Annotated in this window: 14 protein-coding genes and 1 tRNA gene; 11 read left to right on the plus strand and 4 right to left on the minus strand. The window is 67.5% G+C overall.

Going from position 1 to position 22,001, the window contains the following annotated elements; translation table 11 throughout:
• Positions 1 to 46: 46 nt before the first annotated feature.
• The 5 genes from ACNQR1_RS16460 to ACNQR1_RS16480 all read left to right on the plus strand — a co-directional run bounded on the left by ACNQR1_RS16460 (position 47) and on the right by ACNQR1_RS16480 (position 7,658).
• A complete protein-coding gene (locus tag ACNQR1_RS16460; RefSeq protein WP_418047251.1) occupies positions 47 to 1,030 on the plus strand; it encodes a Bug family tripartite tricarboxylate transporter substrate binding protein in 984 nt (327 codons plus the stop codon).
• The gene (locus tag ACNQR1_RS16465; protein ID WP_418047252.1) at positions 1,027 to 1,512 is read left to right on the plus strand and encodes a tripartite tricarboxylate transporter TctB family protein; all 486 of its coding nucleotides are present in this window, start codon (positions 1,027 to 1,029) and stop codon (positions 1,510 to 1,512) included. The genes ACNQR1_RS16460 and ACNQR1_RS16465 overlap by 4 nt, the downstream gene beginning before the upstream one ends.
• Positions 1,512 to 3,053, plus strand: coding sequence for a tripartite tricarboxylate transporter permease (locus ACNQR1_RS16470; RefSeq protein ID WP_418047253.1), 1,542 nt, complete (start codon positions 1,512 to 1,514; stop codon positions 3,051 to 3,053). Before ACNQR1_RS16465 ends, ACNQR1_RS16470 begins: the two co-directional genes overlap by 1 nt.
• Positions 3,054 to 3,084: 31 nt before the next feature.
• On the plus strand, positions 3,085 to 3,477 hold the full coding sequence (locus ACNQR1_RS16475) for a universal stress protein (protein ID WP_418047254.1): 393 nt from the start codon (positions 3,085 to 3,087) through the stop codon (positions 3,475 to 3,477).
• Positions 3,478 to 3,596: 119 nt separating this feature from the next.
• Positions 3,597 to 7,658: a molybdopterin-dependent oxidoreductase gene (locus ACNQR1_RS16480; protein WP_418047255.1), complete on the plus strand. Its 4,062-nt coding sequence runs from the start codon at positions 3,597 to 3,599 to the stop codon at positions 7,656 to 7,658.
• On the opposite strand, the gene ACNQR1_RS16485 is transcribed toward ACNQR1_RS16480, so the two are convergent.
• The 3 genes from ACNQR1_RS16485 to ACNQR1_RS16495 all read right to left on the minus strand — a co-directional run bounded on the left by ACNQR1_RS16485 (position 7,652) and on the right by ACNQR1_RS16495 (position 13,365).
• Positions 7,652 to 10,252, minus strand: coding sequence for a LuxR C-terminal-related transcriptional regulator (locus tag ACNQR1_RS16485; protein WP_418047256.1), 2,601 nt, complete (start codon positions 10,250 to 10,252; stop codon positions 7,652 to 7,654). The genes ACNQR1_RS16480 and ACNQR1_RS16485 overlap by 7 nt on opposite strands.
• A 123-nt stretch (positions 10,253 to 10,375) precedes the next feature.
• Positions 10,376 to 11,494 carry a catalase family protein gene (locus ACNQR1_RS16490; protein ID WP_418050392.1) on the minus strand — a complete coding sequence of 373 codons (1,119 nt, stop codon included), beginning with the start codon at positions 11,492 to 11,494 and terminating at the stop codon, positions 10,376 to 10,378.
• Positions 11,495 to 11,502: 8 nt separating this feature from the next.
• On the minus strand, positions 11,503 to 13,365 hold the full coding sequence (locus tag ACNQR1_RS16495; protein WP_418047257.1) for a peroxidase family protein: 1,863 nt from the start codon (positions 13,363 to 13,365) through the stop codon (positions 11,503 to 11,505).
• 214 nt (positions 13,366 to 13,579) lie between these two features.
• On the opposite strand from ACNQR1_RS16495, the gene ACNQR1_RS16500 reads away from it, so the two are divergent.
• Positions 13,580 to 15,418: a S8 family peptidase gene (locus tag ACNQR1_RS16500; RefSeq protein ID WP_418047258.1), complete on the plus strand. Its 1,839-nt coding sequence runs from the start codon at positions 13,580 to 13,582 to the stop codon at positions 15,416 to 15,418.
• 16 nt (positions 15,419 to 15,434) lie between these two features.
• Positions 15,435 to 16,778: a serine-threonine protein kinase gene (locus ACNQR1_RS16505; RefSeq protein ID WP_418047259.1), complete on the plus strand. Its 1,344-nt coding sequence runs from the start codon at positions 15,435 to 15,437 to the stop codon at positions 16,776 to 16,778.
• Between the two features lie 42 nt (positions 16,779 to 16,820).
• Here ACNQR1_RS16505 and ACNQR1_RS16510 read toward each other — a convergent pair.
• Positions 16,821 to 16,906 (minus strand) — tRNA-Leu (locus tag ACNQR1_RS16510).
• 88 nt (positions 16,907 to 16,994) lie between these two features.
• Between ACNQR1_RS16510 and ACNQR1_RS16515 the strand changes: the two genes are divergently transcribed.
• The 4 genes from ACNQR1_RS16515 to ACNQR1_RS16530 all read left to right on the plus strand — a co-directional run bounded on the left by ACNQR1_RS16515 (position 16,995) and on the right by ACNQR1_RS16530 (position 21,997).
• Positions 16,995 to 18,338, plus strand: coding sequence for a M20/M25/M40 family metallo-hydrolase (locus tag ACNQR1_RS16515; protein WP_418047260.1), 1,344 nt, complete (start codon positions 16,995 to 16,997; stop codon positions 18,336 to 18,338).
• Between the two features lie 27 nt (positions 18,339 to 18,365).
• Entirely contained in the window at positions 18,366 to 18,890 is a 525-nt protein-coding gene (locus ACNQR1_RS16520) for a YbhB/YbcL family Raf kinase inhibitor-like protein (protein WP_418047261.1), read from the plus strand.
• Positions 18,891 to 19,068: 178 nt separating this feature from the next.
• Positions 19,069 to 20,514, plus strand: a complete 1,446-nt coding sequence (locus ACNQR1_RS16525; RefSeq protein ID WP_418047262.1) for an aldehyde dehydrogenase — start codon at positions 19,069 to 19,071, stop codon at positions 20,512 to 20,514.
• Positions 20,515 to 20,524: 10 nt separating this feature from the next.
• The gene (locus ACNQR1_RS16530; RefSeq protein ID WP_418047263.1) at positions 20,525 to 21,997 is read left to right on the plus strand and encodes an acetyl-CoA acetyltransferase; all 1,473 of its coding nucleotides are present in this window, start codon (positions 20,525 to 20,527) and stop codon (positions 21,995 to 21,997) included.
• The last annotated feature ends 4 nt before the right edge of the window (positions 21,998 to 22,001 follow it).

A 22,001-nucleotide genomic window follows, 5' to 3' on the forward strand; every position in this document is an offset into this window, starting at 1 on the left:
CCGAATGGGTGACCTGCGTCACGTCCGGGGTCCAGTATTGCTGAACATGAGGTTTCGACGTCTAGGTGCCGCGCTGATGGTGGCCGTGGTCGCACTGGTCCTGGTGACGGCGTGCGGCGTCACCCGCGGTGACCAGTCCCGCGGCCTGCACCGGCTGCGCATGATGGTGCCCAACAGCCCGGGCGGCGGCTACGACCTGACGGCGCGTACCGCGGTGAAGATCATGGAAGACACCGACATCACCGGACGGATCGAGGTATTCAACGTCATCGGGGCCGGCGGCACGGTGGCGATGGCCCGGCTGATGAACGAAAAGGGCAACGACGACCTCATGATGATGATGGGGCTCGGGGTGGTCGGTGCGGTGTACACCAACGGGTCCTCGGCGCGCGCGTCGGATGCCACCGCACTGGCCAAGATGGTCGAGGAGCAGGAAGGCATTCTGGTTCCCGGGGATTCGCCGTTCCGCACGATCGGCGATCTGGTCGCAGCGTGGAAGGCCGATCCGGCCAGGGTCACGATCGGGGGCGGATCCTCACCGGGCGGTCCTGATCACCTGTTCCCGATGGAAACCGCACGTGCGGTCGGTGTCGACCCGCGCAAGGTCAACTACATCACCTACGACGGCGGCGGTGACCTGCTGACGGCCCTGTTGGGCAAGAAGATCGCGGCGGGCACCACCGGGCTCGGCGAGTTCGTCGATCAGATCGAGGCCGGGCAGGTCCGGGTGCTGGCGGTGTCGGGTGCCAAACGGGTGGAGGGTATCGATGCACCCACTCTGACTGAGGCCGGCATCGACCTGACGTTCACCAACTGGCGCGGAATACTCGCGCCGCCAGGAATTTCCGGCGAGGCCAAGGATGCGATGGTGCGGGCCCTGACCGAGCTGCACGGCACCCCGCAGTGGCGCGACGCGCTGGTCAAGAACGGCTGGAGTGACGCGTTCAGCACAGGTGCCGACTTCGAACAGTTCCTGCGTGACCAGGATGACCGCGTCTCGACGACGCTGAACGAATTGGGGTTGTTGTGAAGGTCGACAGGGCCCAGTATCTGGTCTGCGCGGTCCTGGTGGCCGTCGGCGGATTCCTGATCTATGACGCGCTGACCCTGACCGGTGGGTTCGCCAAGGTCGACCCCGTTGGGCCGCGGGCATTTCCGCTGGGGATCGGGATCATCCTGATCGCGCTCGCGATCGTCCTGGCTCTGGCGATCCCGCGCGGATCGGTCGGCGAGGCGGATGCCGGTGAGGATGTCGACCCGAACATGCCGGGGGACTGGCGCACGGTGGGACTGCTGGTCGGCCTCTTCGTGCTGGTGATCGTCCTGGTCAAGCCGTTGGGTTGGGCCATCACCGGTGCCCTGCTGTTCGCCGGGGCGGCAACGATTCTCGGTAATCGCCACTACATCCGAAACCTCACGATCGGCGCGGTGCTCTCGGTGGCGAGCTTCTACGCGTTCTATTCCGGGCTCGGGATCCCGCTGCCCGCAGGCATTTTGGACGGGATTCTGTAATGGGTAACTTCGAATGGTTGCTTCAGGGGTTCGCCGAGGCCGCGACACCGATGAACCTGATGTACGCCGTGATCGGGGTGCTGCTGGGTACCGCGGTCGGTGTGCTTCCGGGGATCGGTCCGGCCATGACGGTGGCCCTGCTGCTGCCGGTGACCTACAACGTCAGCCCCAGCGCCGCGTTCATCATGTTCGCCGGGATCTTCTACGGCGGGATGTACGGTGGGTCGACCACCTCGATCCTGCTGAACACTCCGGGTGAATCCTCGTCGGTGATCACCGCGATCGAGGGCAACAAGATGGCCAAGGCCGGCCGCGCCGCGCAGGCGTTGGCGACCGCCGCGATCGGATCCTTCGTCGCAGGTGCGATCGGCACCGCGCTGCTGGCCGCCTTCGCACCGCCGATCTCGCGGTTCGCGGTGACCCTCGGCGCGCCCTCCTATTTGGCGATCATGCTCTTCGCCCTGGTCGCGGTCACTGCCGTCCTCGGCTCCTCCAAGCTGCGTGGTGCGATCTCGCTGTTTCTCGGTCTGGCGATCGGGGTGGTCGGCATCGACTTCCTCACGGGCCAGCCGCGCGCCACCTTCGGCCTGCCGCAGCTGTCCGACGGCATCGACATCGTGGTGATCGCGGTGGCGATCTTCGCCCTGGGCGAGGCGCTGTGGGTGGCGGCGCATCTGCGCCGCCGGCCGGCCGACGTGATCCCTGTGGGGCGGCCGTGGATGAGTCGCCAGGACTTCGCCCGGTCGTGGAAGCCGTGGCTGCGTGGCACCGCCTACGGGTTCCCGTTCGGCGCGCTACCGGCCGGAGGTGCCGAGTTGCCGACGTTCCTGTCCTACATCACCGAGAAGCGGCTCTCCAAACATCCCGAGGAGTTCGGAAAGGGTGCCATCGAGGGCGTGGCCGGCCCCGAGGCGGCCAACAACGCCTCGGCGGCGGGCACCCTGGTGCCGATGCTGTCGCTGGGCCTGCCCACCAATGCCACCGCCGCAGTGATGCTGACTGCGTTCGTGTCCTATGGAATTCAGCCAGGACCAACGCTTTTCGAGAAGGAACCGCTGCTGATCTGGACGCTGATCGCCAGCCTGTTCATCGGCAACTTCCTGCTGCTGGTGCTCAACCTGCCGCTGGCGCCGCTGTGGGCCAAGCTACTTCGCACGCCACGGCCGTACCTGTACGCCGGCATCCTGTTCTTCGCGACGCTGGGCGCGCTCGCGGTCAACGTGCAACCGCTCGACCTGGCCCTGCTGCTGGTGTTCGGGCTGTTGGGCTTGATGATGCGCCGGTTCGGATTACCGGTGCTGCCGTTGATCATCGGGGTGATCCTGGGCCCCCGCATCGAGCGGCAACTGCGCCAGAGCCTGCAACTCGGCGGCGGTGACTGGACCAGCCTGTTCACCGAGCCCGTCGCGATCGTCACCTATGTCCTCATGGCCATCCTGTTGGTCATGCCGTTGGTGCTCAAGCTGATGCACCGCAGTGAGGAGACGCTGTTGATCGTCGAGGATGATGCGGATCAGCAGCAGAAGGCGGCCCAACAATGACCACCGACGAGCGCTTGCGCGAGGAGAATTGATGATCGTCATCGGCTACACCGCGGATGCCTTCGGCATCGCCGCTGTCGAGCACGGCATCGTCGAGGCTGCCCTGCGGGGCACCAGCCTGCTGGTGATCAACGCGACCTCGGGTGAGGCCTATGTGGATTCCCGGTTCGCCCGTTCCGGTCAGGTCCACGATGTCGAGGAACGGTTGCGGGAGAGCGGCGTGCCGTTCGAGTTGCGCCAGCCGGTGGGGGTCGACGCGGCAACCGAACTGCTCGACGCGATGGAGGCCGAGGACGCGGAGTTGCTGGTGATCGGCATCCGGCACCGCAGCCCGGTGGGCAAGCTGTTGCTGGGCAGTGTGTCGCAACAATTGCTGCTGGAATGCCCCAAACCGGTTCTTGCGGTCAAGCCTGAGCATCACTGATACTCTCTGAACTGGGGTTATTCACCTCACAACGCGCATTGTTACGCGGTGAGGATCAGTTTTCGTGGCGATAACGTCGCTGGAAAGATCCGACAACACCCTCACCGCACGATGGGGACATGGCGGACGGCGCGGCCCCGGGTTCGGTCCCGGACAAGACACACCGGACTGCATGTTCGTACTGTGGCGTCGGATGCGGTATCGAGGTCACCACCAGGGTCGATGACGGCCGCACCATGATCGCCAGGGTGAGCGGCGACAAGCTGCACCCCACGAATTTCGGGCGGCTGTGCACCAAGGGGGCGATGCACGCCGAGATGATGGCCGCCGACGACGACCGGCTCACCTCCGCTTTGCTGCGGCCCACGCGTTCGGATGAACTGCTGCCGACACCGGTGGACGACGCGGTAGCCGAGGCGGGACGCCGGCTGCGGGCCATCGTCGCCGAGCACGGCCCCGACGCCGTCGCCCTCTATGTGTCGGGCCAGATGACGCTGGAGGCCCAGTACCTGGCCACCAAGCTCGCCAAGGGCTTCCTGCGTACCGTGCACATCGAGTCGAATTCCCGGTTGTGCATGGCGAGTGCAGGCACCGGGTTCAAACAGTCGCTCGGCGCCGACGGTCCGCCCGGCTCCTACACCGATTTCGACCGCGCCGATCTGTTCTTCGTCACCGGTGCGAACATGGCCGACTGCCATCCGATTCTGTTCCTGCGCATGGCCGATCGGCTCAAGGCCGGCGCCAAGCTGATCGTCGTGGACCCACGCCGGACCGCGACTGCCGAACGCGCCGATCTGTTCCTGCAGATCAAGCCGGGAACCGATCTGGCACTGCTCAACGGCCTGCTGCACCTGTTGGTGGAGCGGGGCGACATCGACGACGAGTTCATCGCCGAACACACCACCGGCTGGGAGGCGATGCCGGAATTCCTGGCCGACTATCCGCCGGACCGGGTCGCCGAGATCACCGGGATCCCCGAAGCCGACATCCACACCGCCGCAGCGATGATCGCCGAGGCCGGGGAGTGGATGAGCTGCTGGACCATGGGCCTCAACCAGAGCACGCACGGGACCTGGAACACCAACGCCATCTGCAACCTGCACCTTGCCACCGGCGCGATCTGCCGCCCGGGCAGCGGCCCGATGTCGCTGACCGGTCAGCCCAACGCCATGGGCGGCCGGGAAATGGGTTACATGGGACCGGGTCTGCCGGGACAGCGGTCGGTGCTCGCGGCCGATGACCGGGCCTTCGTCGAGACGCGCTGGGGCGTCGAACCCGGCACCATCCGCTCCGAGGTCGGCCCGGGCACCATCGGCATGTTCGAACAGATGGAGCAGGGCCAGATCAAGGCCTGCTGGATCATCTGCACCAATCCCGTTGCCAGCGTGGCCAACCGGAAGACCGTGATCAACGGCTTGGAGGCGGCCGAGCTGGTGGTGGTCCAGGATGCCTACCGGTCCACGGCCACCAATCACTACGCCGACATTCTGCTGCCCGCGGCGTTGTGGGCGGAATCCGAAGGCGTCATGGTCAATTCGGAGCGCAACCTGACCCTGCTGTCGCCGTCGGTCGCCCCGCTCGGGCAGGCCCGGCCGGACTGGCAGCTGATCTGCCAGGTGGCTGCGCACCTGGGCTTCGCCGAATACTTCGATTACCGGTCCGCAGAGGAGATCTTCTCGGAGATCCGCGCGTTCGCCAACCCGAAGACCGGATACGACCTGCGCGGCGCGGACTATGAGCGGCTGCGCCGAACGCCGTTGCAGTGGCCGGTTCCACCGGTGGACGGCCCCGGCGCAGAGGGCGACCGGAACCCGATCCGCTATCTCAACGACGGCGTCAGCCAGGAACTGTTCGTCGACACCGACGGTCACCGGCCCCGACTGGCCTTCGCGACGCCGTCGCGGCGGGCCGTCTTCCACGCTCGGCCGCACATGGATGCAGCGGAACTGCCCGATGACGATTATCCGATGGTGCTCAACACCGGTCGGCTGCAACATCAATGGCACACCATGACCAAGACCGGCAAGGTGGACAAGCTCAACAAGCTCAATCCCGCGCCGTTCGTCGAAATCCACCCGCTGGACGCCCTGGACCTCGACATCGTGGAGGGGCAGCCGGTCGAGTTGACATCCCGGCGCGGCCGCGCGGTGCTGCCCGCGGTGCTGTCGGACCGGGTCCGGCCCGGCAACTGCTTTGCCCCGTTTCACTGGAACGACGAACACGGCGAGTACCTCACCGTCAATGCCGTGACCAACGACGCCGTCGACCCGGACTCGTTGCAGCCGGAGTTCAAGGTGTGCGCGGTCAGCCTCCGCCCGGTCCGGTCGGTCGACGGTACCCCGGCAGTGCATCCGCTCGCCGCGGAAATGGGCTTGGGCGCCGTGCACAAGCCCGCCCTGAGCCAGGACGAGAAAATCTATCTGGCAGGGTTTTTCACCGGTTTGCCGGACGACCCCGTGGGCGTCCCGGTGCTTCCGGCGGCAGCGCCGCTGAGTGCCAGGGTGCGGCTGTGGGTGGACGGGGTGCTGGCCGGACGCTACTCACGGGCCGGCGAGGGTGCGCCGGGGGAGCGGCCGGTACCAGGTGGACCACTGGTGTTGTGGGCCTCGCAGACCGGCACCGCCGAGGAGTTCGCGGCCGGGCTGGCGGGTCGCATCGACGGTGCCACGCTGGTCAACATGGACGACCTCGGGTTGGCCGACCTGGCCGCCGCCCGCGACATCCTGGTGGTCACGAGCACATTCGGTGACGGTGGCCCGCCGGACAACGGCGCCGACTTCTGGAGCCGGCTGCAGGCCCCGGATGCCCCTCAGTTGCACGGGGTTCGGTATGCGGTCCTCGGTATCGGGGACAAGGCCTACGACAACTTCTGCGGACACGCCAAGTCGCTGGACCAGAGGCTGGCCGATCTGGGTGCCACCAAGCTGCTCGAGCGCGCGGACTGCGAGGCCTACGATGACGAGCCGTTGCGGCGCTGGGCCGACTCGGTCACCACGGCGCTCTCCGGCGCGACGCCCGTCCCGGCGGCCGTCGGCGGCGGCATCCGCACCGCCATCCCCACCGAGCCCGACGAATTCACCAGGGCCAAGCCTATTTTGGCTGCGCTGGCGCGCAACGAGCTGCTGACGACGCCGAGTGCGGCCAAGGAGGTGCGCCAGTTCGGTTTCGACGTCTCGGAGTACGACGTGAGCTATTCGGTCGGCGACTCACTCGGTGTCTATGCCAGTAACGATCCGGTGGTGGTCGACTCCTGGCTGGCGGCCACCGCTCTCAACCCGGATTCGGTGATCGAGGTCGACGGTGTCGAGCAGTCGCTGCGGGACGCTCTCATCTCGTCGTACGACATCTGCCGGGTGACGCCGGACCTGTTGCGTTTCGTCGCGGACTCCTGCCGGGACCGCTCGGCCGCCAAGATCCTGCGCAATTCCGGTGAGCGGCGCAGCAACTGGCTGCGTAATCGCAACGGTCTCGACGTCGTGACCGAGTTCGCGGTGCACGCCGAACCCGAACAGTGGCAAGAGGTCCTGGTCCGGCTGACCCCACGCAACTACTCGATCTCGTCCAGTCCGCTGGTCAGTCCGCACGAGGTCCAGACGACGGTGTCGGTGGTGCGTTACCGCGGCCCGGGCGGGGCGGTCCGGGGCGGGGTGTGTTCCACCTTCCTCGCCGACCGGGCTGCCGCCGCGCCGGTGTTCCTGCAGCGTTCACCGCATTTCCGTCCGCCCGAGGACGCGGGCACGCCGATGATCATGGTCGGCCCGGGTACCGGCGTGGCACCCTTCCGTGGATTTCTGCAGGAGCGTCGAGCGCTCGGGCACGGCGGTCGTAACTGGTTGTTCTTCGGCGATCAGCACCGCAACGAGAACTTCTACTATCGCGACGACCTGGAGGACATGGTCAGCGACGGCTTCCTGACCCGGCTGGATCTGGCGTTCTCCCGCGATCAGGCCGATCGGGTGTATGTACAGCACAAGATGTTGGAGCGCGGGGCCGAGGTGTGGCGCTGGCTCGACGACGGCGCCCACTTCTACGTCTGCGGTGACGCCGCCCGGATGGCCAAGGATGTGGACGCCACGCTGACCACGATCCTGCGCACCCACGGCGGGATGTCCGAAGACGCCGCGCGCGACTACAAGCGCGAACTGGTCGCCCAGAAGCGATATGTGCGCGACGTCTACTGACCCAGGTCGCTCCACACGATCTTCGCGAGTTCGTCCCGTTCGGTCACGCCCAGCTTGATGCCGGCCCGGTAGATGTGGCCTTCCACGGTGCGAACGGAGACGGTGAGCCGTTCGGCGATGTCGCGGTTGGACAAGCCCTGGGCTACCAGGCCGGCCACCTCGCGTTCGCGTGCCGTCACCGGCAACGGGCGGGCAGCCGATCGAATCGCCGGGGTCGCGGCGCCGCCGCATTTGGACGCCAACTGCAGTGCGTGCGCAGCGGATTCGGTGCTGTTGCGGCGATGCCCGGCCTTGTCGTGCAGGGGCACGGCCTGGGCGGCCGAATCCGCGGCAGACAGCAGCAGGCCGGCCTCCTCGAACGCGGTGGCCACCTTGTCCAGTTCGACCGGGTCGGCGGCGGCCACGGCGGCGGCGTGCCGGGCATACAGGGCGGGCAGTGGACCGTCCGTACGCTCCACCAGGTCCTGCAGACGACGGGTCACGCTGCGGTCGCCGAAGCGTGCCGCGCTGTGCAGGGCCTCGGCCTCGACCGCGAACTGTCCGGAGGAGTGCGCGGCATCGGCGGCCGCCCGGGCCTGGTCGATCGCCGAGCGGTGCCCGCCCTTGGCCGCGGCCAGCCATGCCTTGGCCAGGATCCGAAGGGGCTCGTGCAGCGCCATGAACTCACCCGAGTGTTCCTTGGCGTCCTCCAGTACCCGCTCGGCATCGGCGGGGTTGCCCACCCCGGCGTAGGCGCGGGCCAGCAGCAACCGGCCGGGCAGCTGCCAGGGCAGGGAGCTCTCGGCGTTCAGTGCGGCCAGGGCCTGTTCGATCGCCAGGATGGCGTCATGGAAGCGGCCGCTGTGGGTGGCCGCAACGCCGTCCATGATCTTGGCGATGGCCCAGCCGGCGAACTGGCCGGCCGAGGAGAACTCGGCGTACTCGGTGGCCCGCCGTTGGGCGAGTTCCAACTTGCCGGTGTACGCCAGGGCCAGCACCTCGCCGTAGAACACCATGATCCGGACCATGCCGTCGGTGGTCTTGCGCTCGCTGCGGCACCGCGACGCGATCGGCAGGAAGTCGTTTCCGCGGCCGATCAACGGCATCGACAGCCCGGCCGCGAACGCCGCGAAATCCACGGCCTGCCGGGGCGCCTCAGGGTTTGCCAGCACCCGTTCTGCGATCTCCAGCCCTTCGGCAATCTTGTTCCGGTGAACGGCCATGCCTGCGCCGGTCGCATCGACGATCAGCTTCAGGATGGGGTGGGTGACCCGCTCCCGCAGGAGGGCCAGCACCTGATCGGCCCGGCCCACATCGCCCATGGACCAGAAGAGGTTGGACAGCCGGGGAATGCCCCACTGCACGAGCTCCATCTCGTTGAGGTCACCGGGGGAGAACTGTTCGAGGATGGCGTCGGCCTGGGCCGGATGGCCCTGCCACAACAGTGCCCGGGACAGAAGGGCGGCTGCGCTCAGGCCACCGCCGTGGGCGAAGGCCGCGCGGGCCAGTTTCTCGCCGAGCGGAAGGTTGGACAGGAACACCGCGTCCTTGGCGGCCGTGATCAGCAGTTCGATGTCGGTGCCCTGGTCGCTCTCGATGGCCAACTCGGCCAGCTTGATTCGGCTGGCGGGTGAGTCGAGATTGCGCTCGTGGAGGATCTTGGCGATCCTGCCGCGCAACTTGCGGGCCGACGCGGTGCCGACCCGTCGGCGCACGGCCTCGCCGAACAGCGGGTGGCTGAACCGGACGTTGATCTGGCCGTCGTCGGCGACGATCCGGATCAGGCCCCGCATCTCGGCCGCGTCCACCGCCTCCTCCCCGGCCAGTTCGGCCAGGGCGTCGATGTCCAGCGGTTCACACAGTGCCAGCAGTTTCAGCGCGTGCAGCACGTCCTCACCGGCGTGCGCCAGCCGCTCGTCGAGCAGTTCGACGAGTCCGGACGGGATGACGGTGGGGCCTCGGAACTGCCATACCCCGTTGACCTTGGTCAACGTGCCGGCGTCGACGGCGCCCTCGACCATGTTGCGCAGAAACAGCGGGTTGCCGCCCGAGGTCTCCCACATCACGTCGGCGCTGAGTCCCTCAAGGGTCCCGCCGAGCACGGTCTCGATGAGGGCGATGCTCTGCTGCTTGGTGAACGGGCTGAGTTCGAAGCGCTGCAGGTAGCCGTCCTTCCACAGCGAGGTGACGGCGTCGGGCACCGGCTCGCCGGTGCGTACGGTCGCGACGACGTGGCCGGAGCGCTCCACGGCGATCTGGTGCAGCAGCGTCGCCGACAACTGGTCCAGCAGGTGCGCATCGTCGATGCCGACGATGGTGTCCCCGTCGGCGACAAGGGATTCCCGTGCGGATCCGATGAGGGCGATCGGGTCTCGCGATCCCGACGACGACACCCAGTGGGCGAACGCGCCGAGCGGGATGCTCCGGGACGACTCGGTGCACGCGGTCCAGTGCACCTTGCGGCTCAACGACGCGGTGACGGTGCGCGCCAACGTGGTCTTGCCGACTCCGGCGGCTCCGACGAGGACGACTCCGCAGCTGTCCGTCCCGCTGAGGGCGGCCCGAATGGCCTCGTGCTCGGCGGGCCGGTCCAAAAGCTGCCACTGACCAGGCATGAATCCTGAGTCTAGGGGCACCGGGGCCGGAACGCTGCCGAACAAGGGGTCGACGGGGCGGTGATTGTCGGTGGTGGCGGCGAATGTTCTTCCCATTGCAAGTATTTCCCGTTCGCTGGGGGGTCAGTCCGGAAGTTCGGCGATGTCGGAGGGCTCGTGCCGGTCGATGTGATTCATCTTGTGCCGGAAGTCGCTCGACGCCTCGTACACCTTGAGCTTCAGCCGATTGATGGACCCCAGCGGCCGGTGTGCCTCCAGGCCGCGCCATGAGTTGAAGGACAGCACGTCGTCGCCGTACGCGCGGCGCAGCGCGCTGTACGGATTCTGTTTGGGGAAAACCACCTTGGCGACCGGCAGGTACGGGGATGACTTCCAGGGTTTCGTGGCGTCCTCGATCGGCATCTTCTTCGCGTCGAGGCACAGTTGGACGCTGAATGTGTACTCCGCGGAATGCTTTTCGAAGAATGCCATGATCAGATCGCGGTGCTCGTCCTGTCCGGGATTGCGCGGAAGGGTCTGATCGGCAAGCGCTTTGGCCTCCGGTGAGGTCGGTTCGTACTTGAATCGCGCCACGTAGTCGCCGTACCGGATCGGGGCGGAGGAGAAGAACGTCTCGCCCAGGATCGGCCGGTTGGGGGCGGCGAACACGGCCAGATTCTCCGGTATCGGCAGGCGGATCTTCTTGAGCGCGCCGAGCAGTTCGCTGACTGCCCACAGCGCGCCGTCGGACAACCGGGCCAGCAGCGTGGCGCTCAGCATCCCCAGCTTGCGGTACGCGTGGGCGTCGGCGAACAGGAATTCCTCGTGGGTGACGAGCACGAAGTCCTGCGTGACATTCTGTTCGTCCTCCGGGTCCTTCATGGCGCGCTCGCCCTTCACGCCGATGGCCTTGATGCCGAGTCCGCGCACGCCGCGGTTCCTGTCGCTGCGCAGTACCCCCGAGGTCGTCGAGATGCGGGCGATCACCGGATAGCTGCGCGCTTCGGCGAAGATCCCCTGGGCGAGCACCTCCGGCAGATCCGGGTTGACGATGAGGTCGCCGCGCAGGATGGCGTGGCTCTTGGCATGTGCGTCACGCAGGCCGTGCTTGAACTTCTTGTAGGCCCGTTCGTTGTTCTTGCGCAGAGCATTGACGATCTTCTCGATGTCCTGGGCCTCGCCCGCCTTGGGCTGCTCGAGATCGTCGCGGTAGGGAACCGGCTTGAGGTTCTCGACGATGCGACGCACTTCGGCGGCGGTCATGGCTGCGGTCATACGGATGCCTTTCGGGTGGGGGAGACGACATTCCAAGGGGCGAACGGGTTGGCCACGCCGGCCAGGGCCGGCGCAAGCTCGGGAAAGTGGCGCAACAACACCGAGCGCATGTCGTTGTCCCTGACCCACTTCATGCCGGCGACGGTGTAGGTCTCTTCACGGAAGTCCGTGGTGAAGAAGCGGTCGCTTTCCAGCCGCCGCGTGGCCATCAGGATGAAGACCCGGAATGCGGTGTCGCTGAAGCCGAATCCGGGCGGTTTGGGCTCGGCGTACAGCCCGATCACCAGGTCGACGAGGTCCACATCGTCGTCGTAGGCCTCGCGCAGCTCGGCAGCCAGGTCTGTCTCGCCGGTCAGCTCCTCGAACGTCTTCACCGGCTTGAGCCGGAACAACCTCCGGAACTCGTTGTATCGCGGCACACCCCGCTCCCGGCACCGGATCAGGTCGATGGTGGCCAGATCGATCAGGGTGCCGTCGACGCGATGCATGTGCTGCAGGTGCCGGGGGAAGTTGTGCAGCGACAGCGCCCCGGGATGGGCGCGACCGAAGGAGTAGAACAGGTCGGCCATCGGGCTTTCGGCCAGCCGGGCACGCACATTGAGCACCGAGAGTTCGGGTAGTTCGTGTTGCGCGGTGACCCGGTCGTCGGCCAGCGAGCGGAAGATGAACTCGTCGGGGATCAGCGGGTGCATCCGGTACACCGCGACGAACTCCTCGGTCAGCGAATAGGGCACGCCGTGATGGGTGGTGGGCGAGCCGGGGATGCCGTGCAGCAGCGGGCTGCTGCCGACGCGCCCGAAGCTCCGTCGGAACCTGGGGCCGAGCTTCTCGCCCAGCAGCCCGAACCAGTTGACCCGCATGGCCGTCACCGTCGTCGGGTGCGCGATGATGGCCGGCGTCCAGTCCACGGTGTGGATCTTGGCCATCAGTGCTGAGTTGACCAGACGCGCCTTGTCGTAGAGCTGTTGGCGGGTCAGGTGGGGGTGCGCCTCGGCCAGGCGATCGCAGATGGCGTTGTGCTCCCGCATGAACAGTGAGTGCAGCAGGGCCAGGCCCACCCAGAAGTTGCCCGCGGTGCCGGTCAGGTCAGCAGTCGCCTCGACCTCAGGTGGTGGCAGGCCGGAATCGTCGATTCGCAGCTTGCCGCGCTCCGGCGCGCGCAGGGCGCTGGCGAACGCCGGTGTGGTCCCGTAGATCTGGGAGGCATCCCACCAATGCGATTCCTGGGTGACGAAGGTGGGCGGTCCGGCCGGGCTGGGGTGGGGATCGGGCGGGGTGCGCTCCACCCGCATCGGCCGCTCGGGCCACGGATCGTCGTCGCGCAGCGGCACCACCCAGGGCTGGGCGGGTGCCGAGCCGTGGGCGAACCAGTCGTGCACCTCGAACTGAATCCACGCCGCGGCCAGGAGGTTCAGCGTGGTGGCGGGCTGAAAACTGTCCCGGGTGAGCAGGGTGCGGCTGATCAGGCGCGGGTTGGGGTCGAGCAGCTGCTTGGCCGATTCCGGATACGAGTATTCGGGCGGGACGTTACGGCCGAAGCGGCAACCCACCGCACCCATCCTCGGGTCGCTCAGGTCGTTGTAGGAACCGTCGCGGGTGCGCGCGCTCAGGTAATTGCCGACCCCGACGGGGCCGGTCGGTGGGATCGGGGCAGGTTCGGCGGCATACAGATTCGCCGTCCGCAGCTGGTGCCGCAGGCCGATCAGCACGGCCAGGCCGATGGCCTTGGGCAGCCGGGCCCATCCCACGGACTGATCGATGTGCTGGGCGATCCGGGCCGCCAACGCGACCGTCACCGACCGGGACCGGGACCAGACGTCTGCGATCAACGCTGGAGCCTGTCTCGCCGTGGTCACCATTCGTCGTTTCCCTCCGGCCGGAATGCGTGCTGCCTCCCGGTACACGATTGTTGTTCACGTCGGCGGAAATGACATGAGTAGTGGGCTACTCGATCCGGCATTGCCGACACGGGTGCGTTTCGAGTAGTCGAATACGCGTGTACGGGCGGCCCGGCTGAGCGACGATCATTCGACGCAGGAAAACCTGGGGTGGCGGAGCATGCCGAGGAGCGCGGTGAGTTCAACTGGGGAGAACTGGGCAGATCGGGTTCTGGTTGCGTTGGGAGATCTGGAGGATTCCGGCAATGCCGTGGACATGCAGCTGCTGACCGAGACCGTGGCAGCCGAATTCGCGGCGAGATTCACCGAGCGCGACCGACAGTACGAGAACGACAAGCCGTACTGGCACAACCGGGTTCGTGATGCCGTCGCGGCGCTGCGCAGGCGGAAACTGGTCGCGCCGAAGGTCGCCCGCAGCGACGCGGTGCGGTTGACCGAGGCGGGCGGCAAGGCTGTCGCGGGTGCCCGGGACCGGACCGAGGCGGCCGCTCAGCCTGCGACGCGGACCGTCGCGCCCTCGGCCGAGTGCGCGACCGCCCCGGAGGTCGGGACCACCGAACCGCCCAAACGTGATCCGGTTCTCGCCGGCGTCGTCACACCGCCGTTGCGGAAGACGATGGCGCAGGAGAGCAGCGACACCCCGATACCCGTCATGATCGAGCTGAACCTCACGTTCCAGCCGTCGGTGGGCGCCGCGATGGACCGGGTCGGGGAGCTGTGGAAACTGGTGCGCGCGTCGGGTACTCCGGAGCCGCTGGCCGATCAGTTCATGGCAGGCGACCTTACGTCCGACCAGATCAAGGCGATCGTGTCGGCTGACGCGGTCCCGCAGACCTGGCCGGAGCGTGCGATCTACCGGATCTGGCCGGACTTCGAGGTGCACCCGCAGATCGATGCCTCCTCGACGACCATCAAAGCTGTCGCCGCCCAGCGGTCGTTCGACAGCTTCGGAGAGGGAATCGTCTGGGCGGTGGTCGATTCCGGTATCGACGAGAAGCACGCCCACTTCGCGGCGTATCGCAACCTCAGTGATCCCGCGGTGGCCGATCTGCACTGCGACTTCACCGGGGGCGATGCCCCGCTGACCGACACCGACGGACACGGTACGCATGTGGCCGGGATCATCGCCGGGGGGTTGGTGGACCGCAAGCCCGAGGACATCGTGGTGGTCGAGAAGCGGCTCAACGACCCTGAGTTCGGCGGTGATCCGATCACCGCGCCGCGCACGGTGGCCGATCCGTCGCGATTGGCAGGCATGGCGCCCAAGGCCAAGCTGGTCAGCCTCAAGGTGCTCGGGCCCGGGGATGACGCGTCCCGGGTGAGCCGGGTGATGCGGGCCCTGGCCTACGTCCGGAAACTCAACGCAGGCAGCGAGCGGGTGCCCCGGATACACGGGGTGAACCTCAGCCTCGGCTACGAATTCGACGCCGAGTGGTATGCGTGCGGGCAGAGCCCGATGTGCATCGAGGTCGACAAGACCGTGCGTTCGGGTGTGGTGGTGGTCGTCGCCGCGGGCAATTCCGGTTACGTGTCGTTGAATACGGCGTTCAGCAAGGACTCGATGAAGTTCACCGCCGACATGACGATCAACGACCCGGGCAATACCGAGAGCGCGATCACGGTGGGGTCCACGCACCGGAGTTCGCCGCACACCTTCGGCGTCTCGTACTTCTCGTCGCGCGGTCCCACCGGGGACGGCCGGCGCAAGCCCGATCTGGTCGCGCCCGGTGAACGCATCACCTCGGCCGCTGCCGGCAGCCGCCGGGAAAAGGTCAGCAACCAGATCGATCTGGCCGACGACGTGCCCGTGTACGTCGAGGAGAGCGGTACCAGCATGGCGGCGCCGCACGTGTCCGGCGCGATCGCGGCGTTCCTGTCGGTGCAGCGCGAGTTCGTCAGCGAACCCGAGGCGATCAAACGCATCTTCGTCGAATCGGCGACCTCGCTGAATCGGGACCCGGCATTCCAGGGCAGCGGCCTGCTGGATCTCATGCGTGCCCTGCAATCCGTTTGACCTGAAAGGACCTCCGATGACCAACGATGTGGCGGCCCGGATGTGGCGCCTGGTGTTCGATGCCGAGGGCGACCCCGATCCGGGGGTGCTGGCCGATCTCAAGAGCCGGATCGGGGCGGCGGGGCCGACCGACCTGATCATCTTCTCCCACGGCTGGAACAACGACGAAGCGGCCGCGACGTCGTTGTACCAGCGGTGGTTCGAGATTTTGGCGCCGCAACTGGACCCCGCCCGCACGGTCGGCTTCGTCGGGTTGCGGTGGCCGTCGCAGCTCTGGCGCGACGAGCCGATCCCGGATTTCGGCGGGCCGGCGGCACACGACGGCGGAGGCGCGGCCGCGCTGGGCGACGAGGTCGCGGTGCCCGCCGGGCCGGTGACCATCGACCCGGCCCAGCTCGACGAGCTCAAGGACCTTTTCCCCGGCGGCAAGGAGCAGCTGGACACCATCGCCGCCCTGCTGGCCGCCCCACCGAGCGAAGAACGGGCGCCGGAGCTGCTCGACGCGTTGCGTGCGTTCAACGCAGCCACCCAGACCGGGTTCGACGACGGTGAGGGCGATGCCCCCGACGCCGGCCCTGGGATGCTCGCGAAGGACCAAGACCCGGAGAAGCTGTTCACCACGTTCGCCGATGAATTGGCCAATGCCGGTGTGGAATTCGACGACGATGGCGGGGGAGCGGCCGGCCTGGGCGATTTCGTCGGCCGATTGTGGCACGGTGCCAAGGAGGCGCTGCGTCAGCTCAGCTACTGGAAGATGAAGAACCGCGCCGGGGTGGTGGGACGGCAGGGCCTGGGCCCCGTCATCGATCAGCTGCACGCCGAGTTCCCCGAGTTGCGGATTCATCTGGTCGGACACAGTTTCGGGGCCAGGGTGGTGTCGTACGCGCTTGCCGGGATGAGTGCGGTCCAGCCCTCACCGGTCAAGGCGGTGACCCTGTTGCAGGGGGCCTACTCCCGGTTCACCTTCACCGAGCGGTTGCCGTTCCGGAAGGGCGCCGGTGAGCTGACGGGTCTGCTCGACCGCATCGACGGCCCGCTGACGGTCTGCTTCTCCAGCCATGACCGGGCCCTCGGGACGTTCTATCCGCTGGCCTCGGCCGCGGCGGGTGAAGATGCGGCCGCGGCCGAAGACCCGTTGTTCCGCTGGCGGGCCATGGGCTCACACGGGGCATACCAGTCGCAAACCCAGAGCCTGGGAGCCAAGGGCGCGAGCTACCCGTTCCAACCCGGTCAGATCCTGAATCTGAACTCGTCGGAAGTGGTGGTCGAGGACAAGAGTCCCTCCGGGGCGCACAGCGATATTTTCCACGAGGAATTGACCTGGGTGGCTGTCGCCGCCGGCAAATTGAACCCGGCCTGAGATTGATCGAGGCGAGCGTTCATTTCGCTCGCCTCTGGTGTGTGTCCGAGGGGGGACTTGAACCCCCACGCCCGTTAATAGGGCACTAGCACCTCAAGCTAGCGCGTCTGCCATTCCGCCACTCGGACCTGCCAGCCTCGCGGGCTGGGCGCCTAAGGCTATCGGATCGAGTGCCGAAGACCCAAACCGGCGTCCCGCAGCGAATCGGTGGTACCAATGGACTCTGTGACTGTCCCCGCCTCCAGCGCGGACGAGGTGGTCGATCTCGTCAGTGCGCTCATCCGATTCGACACCTCCAACACAGGTGACCCGGCAACCACCAAGGGTGAGGCCGAGTGTGCTCACTGGGTGGCCGAGCAGCTGCAGGAGGTCGGCTACGAGACCGAGTACGTCGAGGCCGGGGCGCCCGGCCGGGGCAATGTGTTCGCCCGCCTGCCGGGCGCGGACCCCTCGCGTGGTGCGCTGATGATCCACGGACACCTCGACGTGGTGCCGGCCGAGCCGGCCGACTGGAGCGTGCACCCGTTCTCCGGCGCGGTCAAGGACGGCTATGTCTGGGGCCGCGGCGCGGTCGACATGAAGGACATGGTCGGGATGGCCATCGCGGTGGCGCGACACTTCAAGCGCACGGGCATCGTGCCGCCCCGCGAGCTGGTGTTCGCGTTCGTCTCCGACGAGGAACACGGCGGCACCTACGGCTGCCAGTGGCTTGTCGACAATCGCCCCGATTTGTTCGACGGCGTCACCGAGGCCATCGGCGAGGTCGGTGGCTTCTCGCTGACCGTCCCGACGAAGGACGGCGGCGAGAAGCGCCTGTACCTCATCGAGACGGCCGAGAAGGGTCTGTCCTGGATGCGGCTGACGGCGCGCGGACGTGCCGGCCACGGCTCGATGGTGCACGACGACAACGCCGTCACCGAGATCGCCGATGCCGTCGCGAAGCTGGGCCGGCATCGGTTCCCGCTGGTGCTCAGCGAGTCGGTCGAGCAGTTCCTGACCGCGGTCTCAGAAGAGACGGGCTATGACCTCGACCCGAACTCGCCGGATCTGGAGGGCTCGATCGCAAAATTGGGAGGCATCGCGCGCATCGTCGGCGCCACCCTGCGCGACACCGCGAACCCCACGATGCTCAAGGCCGGCTACAAAGCCAACGTCATCCCGGCCACGGCCGAGGCCATGGTCGACTGCCGCGTCCTGCCCGGCCGCAAGGAGGCCTTCGAGCGGGAGCTCGACGCGCTGCTCGGTCCCAACATCGCCCGCACCTGGGAACGTGACCTGCCCAGCGTGGAAACCACGTTCGACGGCGATCTGGTCGACGCGATGAACGCCGCGATCCTGGCCGTCGATCCCGACGCCCGCACGGTGCCCTACATGATGTCGGGCGGTACCGATGCGAAAGCGTTTGTCCGACTGGGCATTCGCTGCTTCGGATTCGCGCCGCTGCGACTGCCGCCCGAGCTGGACTTCGCGGCGCTGTTCCACGGCGTCGATGAGCGGGTGCCGGTGGACGCGCTGCAGTTCGGGGCGGGCGTTCTGGAACACTTTCTGCAGAACTGCTGACCGCACGAGTCACGACGAGAGGGAACCATGAGCACATCTCCGTACGACAGCCTGCCGAAGCTGCCGACGTTCACCTTGACCTCCGAATCGGTCACCGACGGACAGTCGCTGGCCAATGATCAGGTCAGCGGGATCATGGGAGCCGGCGGTTCGGACGTCTCGCCGCAGCTGAGCTGGTCGGGATTCCCGGCCGAGACCAAGAGTTTCGCCGTCACGGTGTACGACCCGGATGCCCCGACCGCCTCCGGTTTCTGGCACTGGGCGGTCGCAGACCTGCCAGCGACGGTGACCGAACTGCCCGCCGGCGCCGGTGACGGCGGCGAGCTGCCCGGTGGGGCAGTCACGCTGACCAACGACGCGAGCCTCAAGCGTTACCTGGGTGCGGCCCCGCCTGCCGGTCACGGCCCGCACCGCTACTACATCGCGGTGCACGCACTGCCGGTGGAGTCACTGGAACTGCCGGAGGGCGCCACCCCCGCCTACCTGGGCTTCAACCTGTTCGGTCAGGCCATCGCCCGCGCCGTCATCCACGGCACCTACGAGCAGAACTAGGGCCGGGAGCGCCTCCTCGGCGCGGCGATCCGGGCGACTAGATGTCCCGATCGCTCACGCAGGGGTTTCCCTGCATGTCGTTTACAGCGCGGGCCCGCTCGCGCGAAGGTGGACCCATCACTGCGTCGCTGTGACGCAGTGATGGGTCCGTCTCGTTCAAGCGTCGAAGGAGTCCCGCATGACCGTTGTCGATGATGGTGCACGGGTCTTCATCGGAGGCCGCTTCCGGGCCGCCGGGGCATCCACGCCCGTGCTGGAAGCCGCCACCGGTGCGCTGCTCGGTGACGGTGCCGCCGCCGACGGGGCCGAAGTCGACGCGGCGGTGGCCGCCGCGCGGGCCGCGCTGCCCGGCTGGGCCTCGACGCCGCCTGCCGATCGGGCGGCCGCCATGGGCCGGTTGGCCGACGAGCTGCTCGCCCGGGCGTCGTCGACCGATGAGTTGTGCACGCGGGAGAACGGCATGCCGATCCGCTTGTCGCGTGGGGCCAACGGGTTCTTTCCTGCGGGACTGCTGCGGTATTACGCCGGGTTGATCGGCCAGACCGCCGCCGAGGAGATCCGGCCCGCCGCGATCGGGCACACCATCGTCCGCCGTGAACCGGTCGGCGTGGTCGGGGCGATCGTGCCGTGGAACTACCCTCAGGCGCTGGCCGCGTTCAAGCTGGCCCCCGCGCTGGCGGCCGGCTGCACCGTGGTGCTGAAGGCATCCCCCGAAACAGCTTTGGACGTATTGATCTTCGCCGAGGCGGCGTTGGCGGCCGGGTTGCCCGCGGGTGTACTCAACGTCATCGCCGGCGGCCCTGACGCCGGCGCCCACCTGGTGTCGCATCCCGGCGTGGACAAGGTGTCGTTCACCGGGTCGACCGCCGTGGGACGGCTCATCGCGCAGGAGTGCGGGCGGCTGTTGCGGCCGGTCACCCTGGAATTGGGCGGGAAGTCGGCAGCAGTCATCCTCGAGGACGCTGACCTGGACACCACCATCAAGGGCCTGAAGAACGCGTCGTTCGTCAACAACGGGCAGACCTGCCACCTGAATTCGCGGATTCTCGCGCCGAAGTCGCGCTACGCCGAGGTGGTCGACGCGCTGGCCGCCCTGACGGCCGGGTTGAAAGTGGGTGACCCACTGGACAAGTCGACCGAGGTGGGGCCGCTGGTCAGCCCGCGTCAGCGAGACCGCGTCCTGGGATACATCGAAGCCGGCAAGGCCGACGGCGCGAGGCTTGTCGCCGGCGGTGGGATTCCGGCCGATCAGCCCGACGGTTGGTTCGTGTCACCGACCGTGTTCGCCGACGTCGACAATTCGGCCCGGATCGCCCAGGAGGAGATCTTCGGTCCGGTGCTCGCGGTGATCCCGTACGAGACTGAACAGCACGCCATCGAACTGGCCAACGACAGTGAGTACGGGTTGGGCGGAACGGTCTGGTCCGCCGATGCCGAGCGTGCCACTGACGTCGCCCGCGCCATCCACACCGGCACCGTGGGCGTCAACGACTACCAACTGGACATCGCAGCGCCGTTCGGCGGTGTCAAGGCCAGCGGGCTGGGCCGTGAACTCGGTCCCGAAGGACTGGCCGCCTACCAGAGTCTGAAGTCGATCTACCGGGTCGGCCCGGCGGCAGAATAGGAATTCGAAAGTGGCACTTGATCCCAGAACCCCGGTGTTGGTCGGCTACGGCCAGGTCAACCAGCACGAGGAGAACCCCGGCAGCGAGCCGGTCGACCTGATGGAGGCGGCCGCCCGGGGTGCCGCCGACGCCGCGGTGCTGAAAGCGGTCGACGCCGTCCGGGTGGTCAACCTGCTGTCGCTGCGCTACCGGGATCCGGGTCTGCTGCTGGCCCAGCGGATCGGTGCGCCCGATGCCGCGACCCGCTACACCCCGGTCGGCGGTAATGTGCCGCAGTCGCTGGTCAATCAGGCCTGCCTGGACATCCAGCAGGGCCGCAACGAGGTGGTGCTGATCGCCGGGGGTGAAACCTGGCGTACCCGAAGCCGATTGAAGTCACGCGGTGAGCGGCTGGCCGGCACCGAGCAGGACGAGTCGGTGCCGATGGCGCCCAGCGATCCGGAGTTCGACATGGCCGGGCCGGCCGAGATCCGGATCGGCCTGGTGGCGCCGTCGCACGTCTATCCGATGTTCGAGCAGGCCCTGCGGATCGAGGCGGGGGAGCGGCCTGAGGACCACCGTCGCCGGATCGGCGAGCTGTGGTCGCGCTTCAGCCAAGTCGCCGAAGGCAATCCGCACGCCTGGAGCCGGGAGGCGGTGCCGGCCGACGAGATCTGGCAGCCGGGTCCGGCCAACCGGATGATCAGCTGGCCGTATACCAAGCTGATGAACTCCAACAACATGGTCGACCAGGGTGCCGTCCTGATCCTGACGTCGGTGGGCAAGGCGACGCAGCTGCAGATCCCCAGGGAGCGTTGGGTTTTCCCATATGCCGGCACCGATGCTCACGACACCTACCTGATCGGGCAGAGGAGCAGCTTCTCCGGTTCGCCGGCCATCCGGATCGCCGGCGCTCGGGTGTTGGAGCTCGCCGGCGTGGGTGTCGACGATCTGGCGATGGTCGACGTGTACTCGTGCTTCCCGTCGGCGGTCCAGGTGGCCGCCAAGGAACTGGGGCTGCCGCTGGACGATCCGCAGCGTCCACTGACGGTGACAGGTGGTCTGACCTTCGCCGGTGGGCCGTGGAACAACTACGTGTCGCATTCCATTGCCACGATGGCCGAACGGCTGACGGCCAACCCCGGTCAGCTCGGCCTGATCACCGCCAACGGCGGCTACCTGAGCAAGCACAGTTTCGGCATCTACAGCACCGAACCGCCCCGGGAGCAATTCCGTTGGGAAGATGTGCAATCCGAGGTCGATGCGGAGCCGACGGTGGTGGCCGAGGACGGCTGGTCGGGCACCGGGACGCTGGAGACCTGGACCACGCCGTTCAACCGGGACGGCGAGCTCGAGAAGGTGTTCGTCGCCGTCCGCACCCCCAGCGGTGGCCGGGCGCTCGCCGTCGTTTCCGATCTGTCCCAGGCCGAGGCCAGCATCCGCGAGGACATCGCGGGCGCCAAGGTCACCGTCAAACCTGACGGCTCTGCCGGCCTGGAGTAGGGCG

Origin of the sequence: Mycobacterium sp. 48b (assembly GCF_048282725.1) — a bacterium.
GTDB lineage: Bacteria > Actinomycetota > Actinomycetes > Mycobacteriales > Mycobacteriaceae > Mycobacterium.

Excerpts from the sequence above, each read along its gene's own strand:
- ACNQR1_RS16460 (WP_418047251.1), top strand. The coding sequence starts at position 47 with ATGAGGTTTCGACGTCTAGGTGCCGCGCTGATGGTGGCCGTGGTCGCA.
- ACNQR1_RS16470 (WP_418047253.1), top strand. The coding sequence starts at position 1,512 with ATGGGTAACTTCGAATGGTTGCTTCAGGGGTTCGCCGAGGCCGCGACA.
- ACNQR1_RS16475 (WP_418047254.1), top strand. The coding sequence starts at position 3,085 with ATGATCGTCATCGGCTACACCGCGGATGCCTTCGGCATCGCCGCTGTC.
- ACNQR1_RS16480 (WP_418047255.1), top strand. The coding sequence starts at position 3,597 with ATGGCGGACGGCGCGGCCCCGGGTTCGGTCCCGGACAAGACACACCGG.
- ACNQR1_RS16485 (WP_418047256.1), bottom strand. The coding sequence starts at position 10,252 with ATGCCTGGTCAGTGGCAGCTTTTGGACCGGCCCGCCGAGCACGAGGCC.
- ACNQR1_RS16490 (WP_418050392.1), bottom strand. The coding sequence starts at position 11,494 with ATGACCGCCGCCGAAGTGCGTCGCATCGTCGAGAACCTCAAGCCGGTT.
- ACNQR1_RS16495 (WP_418047257.1), bottom strand. The coding sequence starts at position 13,365 with ATGGTGACCACGGCGAGACAGGCTCCAGCGTTGATCGCAGACGTCTGG.
- ACNQR1_RS16505 (WP_418047259.1), top strand. The coding sequence starts at position 15,435 with ATGACCAACGATGTGGCGGCCCGGATGTGGCGCCTGGTGTTCGATGCC.
- ACNQR1_RS16515 (WP_418047260.1), top strand. The coding sequence starts at position 16,995 with ATGGACTCTGTGACTGTCCCCGCCTCCAGCGCGGACGAGGTGGTCGAT.
- ACNQR1_RS16520 (WP_418047261.1), top strand. The coding sequence starts at position 18,366 with ATGAGCACATCTCCGTACGACAGCCTGCCGAAGCTGCCGACGTTCACC.
- ACNQR1_RS16525 (WP_418047262.1), top strand. The coding sequence starts at position 19,069 with ATGACCGTTGTCGATGATGGTGCACGGGTCTTCATCGGAGGCCGCTTC.